Genomic DNA, 12,477 nt, shown 5'->3' on the forward strand with positions numbered 1-12,477 from the left:
GGCGATAGCAGGCTACTATACCCGGCCTATCCTGATTGTTTGCGTCGGATATCTGATTACCGCTGGAGAAGTTTTTATGGCGTTGTTGCCCTGGCACGAGATCGATACGGTTCTGCTGGACATGGACGGCACCCTGCTGGACCTGCATTACGACAATCACTTCTGGCTGGAGCACCTGCCCCAGCGCTATGCCGAACTGCATGGCGTCAGCCGGGCCATGGCGGAGATGGAACTACAGCCGCTGTTCGAGCGCAACGCCGGCCAGTTGCAGTGGTACTGCCTGGATTTCTGGAGTGCCGAGCTGAAGCTGCCGGTGCGCGAACTGAAGCTGGAAACCGCCCACCTGATCGCCCTGCGCCCGGACGCGGATACGTTTCTGGCAGCCATCCAGCAGGCCGGCAAACGGGTCGTGATGATCACCAACGCCCACCGCGACTCGTTGTCCCTGAAGCTGGAACGCATCGAACTGGCTCCGTATTTCGAGCGTTTGATCAGCTCCCACGACTACGGTTTTCCCAAGGAAAGCCCGCAATTCTGGGACGCACTGCAAGCGGACCTGGACTTCGACCCGGCCCGCAGCCTGTTCATCGACGATACCCTGCCGGTATTGCGCAGCGCCCGGGATTTTGGCATCGCACATTTGCTGGCGGTCAGCGAGCCGGACAGTCGCAAGGGGCCGAAGGATACGGGGGAGTTCGATGCCGTCAGAGATTATCGAGATTTGATTGCCGGGCTTTGAACCGCACTGTCCTCATCGCGAGCAGGCTCCCACCTTGGCTCGCGGCGAACCAGTAATCTCTGTGGGAGCGAGCCTGCTCGCGATAAGGACACCGCCGAGCTCAGATCCTATTCAGGGATACGCAGTGACTGCCCTGGGTAGATCTTGTCCGGGTGCTTGAGCATCGGCTTGTTGGCTTCGAAAATCTTGTTGTACTTGTTCGGGTCGCCGTAAACCCGCTTGGAAATGGCGCTCAAGGTGTCGCCTTTCTCCACGGTGACGAATTTGGCCTGCGTCGCGACCGGGCCGGTCACGGTGATCTGGTCATCGACACCGCTGATACCGGCCACGTTGCCCAGCGCCAGGAGAATCTTTTCCTTCTCTTCCTGAGTTGCGGCTTCACCCGTGGCGATGACTTTCTCACCTTCGACCTTGACCTGAATCTTTGAAGTATCGATCCCTGTCAGGGCCTCCTGTACATGCTTGGTCAACGCTTCGCTGTTGGCTTCTGCCTTGTCGGGCGTCAGCGCATCGAGGATTTTTTCACCGGCATCTTTCAAGAAACTGAAAAGGCTCATCGTATTCACTCCATGGGTTCAGGTATCCAGACGCAAAAGACTAGACCAAGCCAACCGACCCCGTTTCCCAGCCGACCAATGACCTCGCCACCGTCAAGGCGCTAGAATCCGAATCTTCCCGCGCCCAGGAGCGAAGATGGACATCAAGCAGCTGAAATTTCTTATCGCGCTCGAAGAAACCCGCCACTTCGGCCAGGCTGCAGCCCGCTGTCACATCACCCAGCCCACTTTGTCGATGCGCCTGCGCAGCCTGGAGGAAGAGCTGGGTTTGCCACTGGTCAATCGCGGCCAGCGCTTCGAGGGTTTTACCGCACCGGGCGAACGGGTGCTGGCCTGGGCGCGCACGGTGTTGGCGGCCTACGACGGACTACAGGCCGAAGCGGCGGCCTGTCGCGGCAACCTGGTGGGCACGCTGCGCCTGGGCGTGGTTCCGCTGTCGGATTTCGACCCGCTGGCGATGATGCAGCGCCTGCACACCGACCATCCCAGCCTGCGTTTCGAATTGTCGTCCCTGAGCTCCGAACGCATTCTCGAACAATTGGCGAACAACCGGATCGACCTGGGCATCTCTTACCTGGAACGTCTGGACAACGAGCGTTTCGAAGCCCTACCCTTCGCCCACACCCGCATGGGCCTGCTATACGACCAACGGTTTTTCTTTTTTGGCGAAGAACCGCTGAGCTGGGAAGCGCTGGTGGAGCTGCCCCTGGGCATGCTCACCAGCGGCATGCATTTTCGCCAATCCATCGACCATCACTTCCACAGCCGGGGGCTGACACCCCAACCGCTGCTGCAAACCGACGCGGTGCACCAATTGTTACAAGCTGTGCACGGCGGACTGTGTTGCGCCGTAGTACCGCTGGAAAGCGGGCTGAAGCTCACCGAAGACCTGCGAATCCAGCCCATCAACAGCGCCCAAACGCTGGTCCCGCTGGGGCTGATCATGCGGCGCGGTGCCCCACGCTCGGCATTGGCGGAGGCCTGTTTCGCCCTTTATCAGCAATCAGTAACCATTCCTTGATCGACGTCATCTATTGAAGGATCAGTAATAGCGATTAGACGTGGCAGATTGCCGCATTTAGTCTTAGGACTATTCCTACTCTCAGTGATGCCCATGAACGACAAGCCTCCGGTCTGTCCTGCGCCTGCCTTGGAAGCCTCCAAGCCAGCCGCCAGCCAGAGCTATCGCTACTGCAACCTGGACCACTCGCAATCGGACAGCGCCGCGCTGGCCGAGGAAGTGGCGTTGGCGATTGCCTATAACGGCATCAGCCAAGCGGTAATGCTGGTCACGCCCACTGACCTGGAAGATTTTATCGTCGGCTTCAGCCTCGGCAGCGGCATCATCGAAGACCCGGCGGATATCTACGACCTGCAACTGAGCGGAGCCGGTTCCGCGCAATATGCCCAGGTCACCATTGCCAACCGCGCCTTCTGGAACCTCAAGCAACAACGCCGGCAACTGGCCGGCACCAGCGGTTGCGGGCTGTGCGGGGTCGAGGCGGTGGAGCAGGCGCTGCCCAACCTCAAGACGCTGCCGGGCGCACCGCTGCCACCGGCGCAATGGCTTGACGGCCTGCGCCAGCGCATCGGCCAGTTCCAGCCCCTGGGCCAGCACTGCGGTGCGGTACACGCGGCGCTGTTCATGAATGACCAGGGTGAACTGCTGCTGGGCCGCGAAGACATCGGTCGCCACAACGCCCTCGACAAATTGATCGGTGCGCTGATCCGGCAGCAGATCCCGATAGCCGGGGGCCTGGCGATCGTCACCAGCCGCTGCAGCCTCGAATTGATTCAAAAAGTATTGCGTGCGGGCATCCAGACGCTGGTCAGCCTGTCGTCGCCCACGGGCCTCGCCGTGCAGTGGGCTCGCCAACACAACCTCAACCTCATCCACCTGCCGCAAAAAAGTGCGCCGCGGGTCTACAGCCCTGCGATGGAGAATCAAGCGTGAGCAATCATCAACAAGCCAACCAGAAACCCGCACCGCGCTACAAGCCTTACAAGGGCCCGGCCGGTGGTTGGGGCGCGCTGATCAGCGTCGCCCAGGCCTGGCTGACCAGCGATAACGCGCTGAAAAACATTCGCATGATGCTCAAGACCAACCAGAACGGCGGTTTCGACTGCCCTGGCTGCGCCTGGGGTGACTCGCCGGAAAGCGGCATGGTCAAGTTCTGCGAGAACGGCGCCAAGGCGGTGAACTGGGAAGCGACCAAGCGTCGTGTCGACGCGGCTTTTTTCGCCAAACACAGCGTGACGTCGTTGCTGGAGCAGAGCGACTACTGGCTCGAATACCAGGGCCGCCTGACGGAGCCTATGAGCTACGACGCGCAAACCGACCGCTACAAGCCCATCAGTTGGGAAGCCGCGTTCGCTATGATCGGCAAACACTTGCAAGGGCTTTCCAGCCCGAGCCAGGCCGAATTCTATACCTCGGGTCGCGCGAGCAACGAAGCGGCATATCTATACCAGCTATTCGTGCGCGCCTATGGCACCAACAATTTCCCCGACTGCTCGAACATGTGCCATGAGGCCAGCGGCGTGGCCCTGTCCCAAAGTGTCGGGGTGGGCAAGGGCACGGTAACCTTTGACGACTTCGAGCATGCCGACGCGATTTTCGTCTGGGGCCAGAACCCCGGCACCAACCACCCGCGGATGCTCGAACCGCTGCGCGAAGCCGTGAAGCGCGGCGCCCAGGTGGTGTGTATCAACCCGCTGAAAGAGCGTGGCCTGGAGCGCTTCCAACATCCGCAACACCCGCTGGAAATGCTCACCAACGGCGACAAACCCACCAACACCGCGTATTTCCGCCCAGCTCTGGGCGGCGACATGGCCGTGCTGCGGGGCATGGCGAAGTTCCTGCTGCAATGGGAACGTGACGCTCAGAACAGCGGCGCCCCTGCGGTATTCGATCATGCGTTCCTCAACGAGCACAGCGCCAACGTCCTGGATTACCTGGCGGTGGTCGACGACACCCCTTGGGAGCAGATCGCCGAGCAATCCGGGTTGACGCTCGCCGAAATCGAACAAGCGGCGCGCATGTACGCCAAGGCCAAGAACGTGATCATGTGCTGGGCGATGGGTATCACCCAGCACCGTCATTCGGTGGCGACGATCCAGGAAATCGCCAACCTGATGTTGCTGCGCGGCAACATTGGCAAGCCAGGCGCCGGCCTGTGCCCGGTGCGTGGCCACAGTAACGTGCAAGGCGACCGGACCATGGGAATCAACGAGCGCCCGCCCGTTGCATTCCTCGACGCTCTGGAACGGCGCTTCCAGTTCAAGGTACCGCGTGAAAACGGCCACAACGTGGTCGAGGCGATCCACGCCATGGCCGAGGGTCGGGCCAAGGTGTTCATCGCCCTGGGCGGCAACTTCGCCCAGGCTACGCCAGACAGCCACCGGACCTTCCAGGCGCTGGGCAATTGCGACCTGACGGTACAGATCAGCACCAAGCTCAACCGCAGCCACCTGGCCCATGGCAAGGAAGCGTTGATCCTGCCATGCCTGGGCCGGACTGACATTGACCTGCAAGCCGATGGCCCGCAGGCGGTGACCGTGGAGGACTCCTTCAGCATGGTCCACGCCTCGAACGGCCAACTGCAGCCACTGTCGGACCAGATGCGCTCCGAGCCGTGGATCATTGCCGGCATCGCCGCCGCCACCCTGGGCAGCCGCCCGGTGGATTGGAACTGGCTGGTGGCCGATTACAGCCGCATCCGCGACCTGATCGCCGAGACCATCCCTGGCTTCAAGGACTTCAACGAAAAACTCAAGAACCCCGGCGGCTTCTACCTGGGTAACAGCGCCGGTGCACGTCGCTGGAACACGCCTTCGGGCCGCGCCAATTTCAAGCCCAACCTGTTGCCGACCGACCTGATCCACGAACGCACCCGGGCTACAGGCCAATTGCCGGACCTGATCCTGCAATCCATGCGCTCGCATGACCAGTACAACACCACGATCTATGGCCTCGATGATCGCTATCGTGGCGTGAAGGGCCAACGTGACGTGTTGTTCGTCAACGAAGCGGACATCATCCGCCTGGGCTTCAAGCCAGGGCAGAAGGCAGACATCGTCTCGCTCTGGGATGACGGCCGCGAGCGCCGGGTCAAGGGCTTTACCCTGTTGGCCTTTGATATCCCGGCCGGACAGGCTGCCGCCTATTACCCTGAAGTGAACCCGCTGGTGCCGCTGGAAAGCACCGGCGACGGCAGCCACACCCCGACCTCGAAGTTCGTGGCTATCCGCCTGGAAGCCGCAAGCGAGAACGGGTTGATCATGGCCAAGTCGGCCTGAAGCAGTTCCGAGGGGTGATTCTGGCCCCTCGGGCACTTTTCCAACGGACACAAAAAAGGCCGTTTTCCAAAAAAAACGGCCTGTCCGAAGTAGCTAAAGACCTGCGAAATAACGTTAAGTTCCGCCCAAAAAACAGTAACTTAGAGAATTGTGCACAAGTCGTGTTACTCGTCGGATTTCGATTGTAACCAAGCGAAGCCAGCCTCAGGATCGCGCCGTCATCCCTTTGAGGCTCCTCTATGAAGTTCTCCTCCATTCTCTTGTTGTCCCTTGGCCTGATCAGTGGCGTCGCATCTGCCGGCGGTACCGCCGAAGCAGGTGTAGGCGGCGCATTGGGCGGGGTTTTGGGTTCGGTCGTCGGCCAGTCCCTGGGCGGCAACACCGGTTCCACTATCGGCGCGGCCCTGGGCGGCGCAGGTGGCAGTGCGGTCGGTGCCGATAAACGCAGCCGCGGCGAAGCGGCTATCGGCGGCGCGCTGGGCGCAGCCGGCGGCAACGTGGTTGGCCGCAGCGTGGGCGGCAGCACGGGTAGCCTGATCGGTGCCGCAGCGGGCGGTGGCGCCGGTGGCGCACTGGGTAACTACATGGGCAAGGACGACGATGACGACCGTTATGAAGGTCGCCGTGGTGATCGCCGCTACTACCGTGACGGCCACCCGGGTCGCGGCCATGCCTACGGCCATCGCAAGCATAAGCACAAACATCGCTATCACGACGATTGACGGCTGGCTTGATCCAGACCGTTAAATGATCGCAGCCTTCGGCCCTTCTCGCAGAGACGACCGAAGGCTGCGATTTTCGTTTTCAGGCCACCAACCGCTCCAGCGCCCCGCGTAGCCGATCGGGAATCGCCACTGGCCGATTCGACGTCCGGTCTACGAATACATGCACGAAACGCCCCGCCGCACAGGCCTCCTCCTCACCCGCCTTGAACACCGCCAGCTCATACTGCACCGAACTATTGCCCAGCTTCCCGACTCGCAGGCCGATTTCGATCCGGTCCGGGAAAGCGATCGAGGCAAAATAATCGCAGGCTGAACTCACGACGAAGCCCACCACCTCCCCGTCATGGATATCCAGGCCGCCGGTCTCGATAAGATAGGTATTTACCGCTGTATCGAAAAAGCTGTAGTAGGTGACGTTATTGACGTGACCGTACACATCGTTGTCATGCCAGCGTGTAGTCACTGGCTGGAAATGCAGATACTCGGCGCGTTGGGGCATCACTTGTCCTTGGTCAGGCTATCTGAGGCGTTGTGCAGGGTGCAGATACTATCGCTGCGAGAAGCTCTTGCCTTGCGCAGCCAGCTCGCCAATCAGACGGGCAGGCTTCCATTGGTCCCCCTGCTTCGTCTCGAGCTCCAGCAACCGTGCATGGATGTCTTCGAGGCCCTGCTGATCCGCCCAGGCCATCGGACCGCCCTTGTCCGCCGGGAAGCCATAGCCATTGAGATAAACCAGGTCGATGTCGCGGGAAGACTCGGCAATGCCCTCCTGGAGGATCTTCGCACCTTCATTGACCAATGCCAGCAAGCAGCGCTCCAGAATCTCCTCGGCAGCTATTTCGCGGCGCTGAAACCCCAGCTCCTCACTGACCCGCAGCACCAGCGCATCGACCTCCACATCCTGCTCAGCCTGGCGGCTGCCCGGCTCATAGTGGTAGTACCCGTTACCACTCTTTTGGCCGAACCGCCCCATCTCGCACAGGCGGTTGTCCACTTGCACTTCGGGCGCATCCTGACCTTTACCCGCCAGCTCGCGCGCGCGCCATTCCAGGTCGATCCCAACCACGTCATACATGCGGAACGGCCCCATGGCAAAGCCGAAACCCTGCAGCGCGGCATCGACCTGATGGGGAAACGCTCCCTCCAGCAGCATCTTGCGCGCCTCCAGCACATAGGGATGAAGCATCCGGTTGCCGATAAACCCGTGGCAATTGCCCGAAACCACGCTCACCTTGCCCATGCGTTTGCCCAGCGCCAGGGCGGCATCCAGCGCCGGCCGTGAGGTTTGCGCGCCACGAACGATTTCGAGCAATTTCATGATATGCGCCGGGCTGAAAAAATGCAGGCCCAGCACTTGAGCCGGCCTGCGCGTGGCGGCGGCAATCGCATCGATGTCCAGCGCCGAGGTGTTGCTTGCCAGGATCGCTTCGGGCTTGAGCATGCCGTCCAGCTCGCGAAAGATCTTCTGCTTGAGTTCAAGGTTCTCGTAGACCGCTTCGATGACCAGATCCACGTTGCGGATTGCCGCGTAGTCGTCCGCCCGAGCTATTCGGGCGATGCGCGCATCAGCTTCGCCTTGCTCAATACGTCCCTGGCGCACGTTGTGGGCATAGGTGTCGGCCACCGCCGCCAGCGCCTGCTCAAGCATTTGCGGATTATTGTCGACCCACTGCACCGTAACGCCGGCATTGGCCAGGCACATCACGATGCCTCGCCCCATGGTGCCCGCCCCGACCACCGCGGCGCGCTGGATATCAAAGGATGTCTGGCTCATGTCTGCTCTCTTGTTGGTGATCCAAAGACAGCGTTCACCTTAGTCAGGCGGCGGATTTTTTTGAAATTTATTCGTGTGATGTCGGGCATTCAGCGGATGGATGCAGCTCACAGGTGTGCGGGTTATTCGTCTGATGTCAGGTACAGATCAAGATCCTCACGTAAAGCCAGGATGCCAAGCGCTGGACCTGCGGGACACCGGCTTTTCCTTTCGTCATGCTTCGTCCTTGTTCGTTCGCCGCTGCCTCACTGACAGGGCGCGACGAACCTTACCCGGCAGCAAAAAGCAGCGCGTACAGGACGTTTCCGAAACCGCCGTGAGATCTTTCTCTTTTTTAATGCACTAAACTTCCTGGGTCAGACACGCCCTCTTCACCTGTCCTTCGGACTCTCTAACATGCACCTCGCCCCAGACTTTCCTGACGACCTCGCCATGCGTCAGCTCATGGAATTACTCCACGAAGAACTCGGCCTGCCGGAACGCAAGACCATTCGCCTGGACACTGCGGTCAATTTCGATCTGGGCTGCGATGGCGCGGATGCCCGGCACCTGATGGAAGCGCTGGAGGAGCGGTTCGTCATCGACCTTGTCGACTACGACGCCTATCGTTACTTCCAACCGGAAGGCTTTGATCTGTTTCAAAAACGCAGGGCCAAGGGCCGGGGAGACAAGCTGCCGCTGACCATCGGCATGCTATACAAGGCAGTCAAGGCGCAACGATGGGATACTCGGGAGCTGGAAGCGGATTCACCAACCTGATTTAAGTGCCATTATTCTGGCCGTTTCAGTCTATTTCGTTTGGAATAATGGCAGAATCCTTTTTCGGCCCGATCACAATCATCGTAAACCTCTGATGCTGTCAGAGGTACCGCCCTTCGGTTAAGTGCTAATATTCTGCCTATTATCAGTCTTAGATGATGGAATATTGGCTATGGCCAAGAAGACGGCACCACTCTTACCTGCCACATCCAAGCTGCTATCTACCTTTGGCGAGAGGCTGAAGCTTGCTCGTTTACGCCGCAAGCTGACGGCCAAGCAAGTCGCGGAAAGAGCCGGCATGTCCCTAACGACCTTGCGATCTCTGGAATCGGGTGGGGCGGGAGTGACCATCGGCGCCTATCTGTCAGTGATGCAGGTATTAGGCCTGGAAAAGGATCTGAATAAACTCGCAGCGGTCGATGACTTCGGAAGGCAGTTGCAAGACGCTCAGCTGCTTTCGCCATCAGCCACAGGCCTCCAAAAAAGTTTACGCGTTCGCAGAGCTCGTCCCTTGAAAAGATCCCCAGCAGTCCAGGGAACCGATACCAATGTGATCGAAAACGACGGCCAAACTCCACATATTCCTGCCGATTTTCCATTCAACACCCACTCCCTATCCAGCTTGCTGACGACGAAAAATAACAAGCCTGAGAAGGATCAAAAATGACCTTGATTGCTGTGTATGCGGATTGGGAGTCGCTAGGGGGACCGAGACGCCTCGGCTTCCTGCATTCGAGGAAGACTCGCTTCACCGATGTATTCGAGTTTGAATACGACGCAGCGGCGCTGTCCGATCCAGCACTGAATTCCATCACCCTAGACCCTCGTGTGCGGCATTTTGAAGGTCGTCAGTTTCCAGGTCAGCACCAGACCCGCTTTGGCATGTTCGCTGATTCCAGCCCAGATCGCTGGGGGCAAATGCTGATGAAGCGACGGCTGGAGCGAGACATTCGGGACGAACTGGCCCCCAGAGGCAGCAAATTATACGAGTCCGATTTTCTTTTGGGCGTTCACGATCTTTATCGGGTAGGAGCGATTCGCTACAAGCTCAATGATGAAGGCAACTTTCTCGACGACCGTGATGGAGTCGCGGCTCCTCCGCTAGTGGAGCTGCGCGCTTTGGAGCAGGCAAGTCTGGCTTTGGAAAACGACCCCGACAACACAGCCCTCGAAGGCCGAGAGTGGCTGAAAATGCTGATCGCACCTGGAGGCTCTCTCGGGGGAGCCAGGCCTAAGGCCAGCATGGCGGATGAACAGGGTCAGCTCTGGATAGCCAAATTCCCGAGTGCTCGCGATGAACATGATGTGGGCGGCTGGGAAATGGTTGTGAACGCCCTGGCCAATCGTTGCGGCCTGCGGGTCGCTACAGGTGTAGCCCAGCGCTATGCGAGCGAGCATCACTGTTTCAGGGTCAAGCGGTTCGACCGCACAGAACGGGGCGGCCGCCTCCACTTTGCCTCAGCCATGACCATGACCGACAGGGTGGATGGCGATGATGCTTCGACTGGCGCCAGCTATCTCGAACTGGCGGAGGTGCTGATACAACATGGCTCGCAAGCAAAGGCGGATCTACGTGAGCTATGGTCTCGGATAGTGTTCAATATCCTGGTTTCCAACGCCGACGATCATCTGCGCAACCACGGTTTTATCCTTGATCCTGGTCGGGGATGGCGTTTGTCGGCTGCCTACGATATGAACCCAGTACCGTATGCCGACGGATTGAAGCTGAACATAACTGATGCAGACAGCGCCTTGGATCTGGAGCTCGCCCTGGAGGTAGCGGCATACTTCAGGGTCACTCAAACCGCAGCGCTGGAAATAATTGCTCAGTTTCAGGAAGTGATCAGTCAATGGCCCGTACTGGCGGGAGCGTTAGGACTATCGAGGCGAGAACAGGAGCATATGGCGCCCGCATTTCGACTTTCGAACCGATAGTGACCCATAAAAAAGCCGCCCTCAAAGGGCGGCTTTTTCATTCAATCACCAAGCCTTACAGTTGCGGACCCGCCGCCTTGATTGCATCGCTCACGTCGAACTTCTTGAAGTTCTCGATGAACAGACCGGCCAGTGCCTTGGCGGCTTCGTCGTAGGCAGCCTTGTCGGCCCAGGTGTTGCGCGGGTTCAGCAGGCCGGTTTCGACGCCTGGGACAGCCAGCGGCACGTCCAGGTTGATGATATCCAGGTGTTCGGTTTCAGCATCGATCAGCGCGCCGCTCTGGATCGCCGCGATCACCGCACGGGTGGTCGGGATGTTGAAGCGCTTGCCGACGCCGTAGCCGCCGCCGGTCCAGCCGGTGTTGACCAGGTAGACCTTGGAGCCGAAACCACGGATACGCTTGATCAGCAGCTCTGCATATTCACCGGCGGGACGTGGGAAGAACGGCGCGCCGAAGCAGGTGGAGAAGGTCGACTTGATGCCGCTGCCCGAGCCCATTTCGGTCGAACCCACCAGTGCGGTGTAGCCGGACAGGAAGTGGTAGGCGGCTTGTTCTTCGCTGAGGATCGACACCGGTGGCAGCACGCCGGTCAGGTCGCAGGTCAGGAAGATCACGGCGTTTGGCTCGCCACCGAGGTTTTTCGGCGCACGTTTTTCGATCAGCTCACGCGGATAGGCGGCGCGGCTGTTCTGGGTCAGGCTGTCGTCGGCGTAGTCGGCTTTCTTGGTGACCGGGTCCAGGACCACGTTTTCCAGGACGGCGCCGTGCTGGATGGCTTTCCAGATGACCGGCTCGTTCTTCTCGGACAGGTCGATGCACTTGGCGTAGCAGCCGCCTTCGATGTTGAAGACCACACCCACGCCCCAGCCGTGCTCGTCGTCACCGATCAGGTAACGGCTTTCGTCGGCGGACAGGGTGGTCTTGCCAGTGCCCGACAGACCGAAGAACAAGGTCACGTCGCCTTCTTCGCCCATGTTGGCGGCGCAGTGCATCGGCAGCACGTCGACCGCTGGGAGCAAGAAGTTCTGCACGGAGAACAGGGCTTTTTTCATTTCGCCGGCGTAGCGCATGCCAGCGATCAGCACTTTCTTGGCAGCAAAGTTGATGATTACGGTGCCGTCGGAATTGGTGCCGTCGCGCTCAGGCTCGCAGACGAAGTTCGGCGCGTTGAGGATCTGCCACTCGTCCTTGCCGCCGGCGTTGTACTGCTCGGGATTGATGAACAGGCAACGACCGAACAGGTTGTGCCAGGCCGTCTCGGTGGTCATCTTGACCGGCAGGTAGTGCGCAGGATCGGAACCTACATGCACGTGGGAAACAAAACGCTCGCGCTCACCCAGATAGGCCTCGACGCGGCTCCACAGGGCATCGAACTTGTCGGCCGGGAACTTGCGGTTGATCGGGCCCCAGGCGATGGCGTCCTGGGTAGTCGGCTCTTCCACGATGAAGCGGTCGACTGGCGAGCGACCGGTACGATGACCGGTACGAACAACCAGCGCGCCAGTATCGGCAAGCTCGCCTTCACCGCGATTCAGGGCTTCTTTGACCAGATCATCGACACTCAGATCGGTATACACGGCGTTATTGGCTTGCGTCATGAGATTCCCCGTCGGCCCGTGGCCGAGTGCTCCAAACGTTTTGTAGTAGGAAGTCGCGCACTACTACCCGAAAAAAGTGGGCCGGATTA

General features: G+C 59.7%; 12 protein-coding genes. 8 read left to right on the plus strand and 4 right to left on the minus strand.

Features of this window, described 5'->3' with window-relative positions; genetic code table 11:
- The first annotated feature begins 76 nt into the window (after positions 1–76).
- Positions 77–739 (plus strand): GMP/IMP nucleotidase, encoded by a 663-nt coding sequence (gene yrfG, locus J3P84_RS26070; RefSeq protein ID WP_305497516.1) that lies wholly within the window; start codon positions 77–79, stop codon positions 737–739.
- 107 nt (positions 740–846) lie between these two features.
- Here yrfG and lysM read toward each other — a convergent pair whose 3' ends face one another.
- Positions 847–1,296 (minus strand): peptidoglycan-binding protein LysM, encoded by a 450-nt coding sequence (gene lysM, locus J3P84_RS26075; RefSeq protein WP_434570328.1) that lies wholly within the window; start codon positions 1,294–1,296, stop codon positions 847–849.
- A gap of 136 nt (positions 1,297–1,432) precedes the next feature.
- Here lysM and J3P84_RS26080 point away from each other — a divergent pair, with 136 nt between their 5' ends.
- The 4 genes from J3P84_RS26080 (at position 1,433) to J3P84_RS26095 (ending at position 6,317) form a co-directional block, all read left to right on the plus strand.
- The gene (locus tag J3P84_RS26080) at positions 1,433–2,317 is read left to right on the plus strand and encodes a LysR family transcriptional regulator (protein WP_434626552.1); all 885 of its coding nucleotides are present in this window, start codon (positions 1,433–1,435) and stop codon (positions 2,315–2,317) included.
- A 93-nt stretch (positions 2,318–2,410) separates the two neighbouring features.
- Positions 2,411–3,250 (plus strand): formate dehydrogenase accessory sulfurtransferase FdhD, encoded by an 840-nt coding sequence (gene fdhD, locus J3P84_RS26085; RefSeq protein WP_434570333.1) that lies wholly within the window; start codon positions 2,411–2,413, stop codon positions 3,248–3,250.
- Entirely contained in the window at positions 3,247–5,595 is a 2,349-nt protein-coding gene (locus J3P84_RS26090) for an FdhF/YdeP family oxidoreductase (protein WP_434626553.1), read from the plus strand. Before fdhD ends, J3P84_RS26090 begins: the two co-directional genes overlap by 4 nt.
- Positions 5,596–5,834: 239 nt before the next feature.
- Complete coding sequence (locus J3P84_RS26095) at positions 5,835–6,317, plus strand: glycine zipper domain-containing protein (RefSeq protein WP_305497521.1); 483 nt, start codon at positions 5,835–5,837, stop codon at positions 6,315–6,317.
- Between the two features lie 82 nt (positions 6,318–6,399).
- Here the strand turns inward: J3P84_RS26095 and J3P84_RS26100 are convergent, their stop codons facing one another.
- Positions 6,400–6,819: an acyl-CoA thioesterase gene (locus J3P84_RS26100; RefSeq protein ID WP_434626554.1), complete on the minus strand. Its 420-nt coding sequence runs from the start codon at positions 6,817–6,819 to the stop codon at positions 6,400–6,402.
- Positions 6,820–6,867: 48 nt separating this feature from the next.
- Entirely contained in the window at positions 6,868–8,094 is a 1,227-nt protein-coding gene (locus tag J3P84_RS26105; protein ID WP_434626555.1) for a 3-hydroxyacyl-CoA dehydrogenase NAD-binding domain-containing protein, read from the minus strand.
- Between the two features lie 396 nt (positions 8,095–8,490).
- On the opposite strand from J3P84_RS26105, the gene J3P84_RS26110 reads away from it, so the two are divergent.
- The 3 genes from J3P84_RS26110 to J3P84_RS26120 all read left to right on the plus strand — a co-directional run bounded on the left by J3P84_RS26110 (position 8,491) and on the right by J3P84_RS26120 (position 10,788).
- The gene (locus J3P84_RS26110) at positions 8,491–8,853 is read left to right on the plus strand and encodes a DUF1493 family protein (RefSeq protein ID WP_434626556.1); all 363 of its coding nucleotides are present in this window, start codon (positions 8,491–8,493) and stop codon (positions 8,851–8,853) included.
- A 172-nt stretch (positions 8,854–9,025) separates the two neighbouring features.
- Complete coding sequence (locus J3P84_RS26115) at positions 9,026–9,520, plus strand: helix-turn-helix domain-containing protein (protein WP_434626557.1); 495 nt, start codon at positions 9,026–9,028, stop codon at positions 9,518–9,520.
- Complete coding sequence (locus J3P84_RS26120) at positions 9,517–10,788, plus strand: type II toxin-antitoxin system HipA family toxin (RefSeq protein WP_434626558.1); 1,272 nt, start codon at positions 9,517–9,519, stop codon at positions 10,786–10,788. Before J3P84_RS26115 ends, J3P84_RS26120 begins: the two co-directional genes overlap by 4 nt.
- A 55-nt stretch (positions 10,789–10,843) precedes the next feature.
- Here J3P84_RS26120 and J3P84_RS26125 read toward each other — a convergent pair whose 3' ends face one another.
- Complete coding sequence (locus tag J3P84_RS26125; protein WP_434626560.1) at positions 10,844–12,388, minus strand: phosphoenolpyruvate carboxykinase; 1,545 nt, start codon at positions 12,386–12,388, stop codon at positions 10,844–10,846.
- Between the last annotated feature and the right edge of the window lie 89 nt (positions 12,389–12,477).

It is taken from the genome of Pseudomonas sp. Z1-29, from assembly GCF_051131995.1.
Taxonomy (GTDB): Bacteria; Pseudomonadota; Gammaproteobacteria; order Pseudomonadales; family Pseudomonadaceae; genus Aquipseudomonas.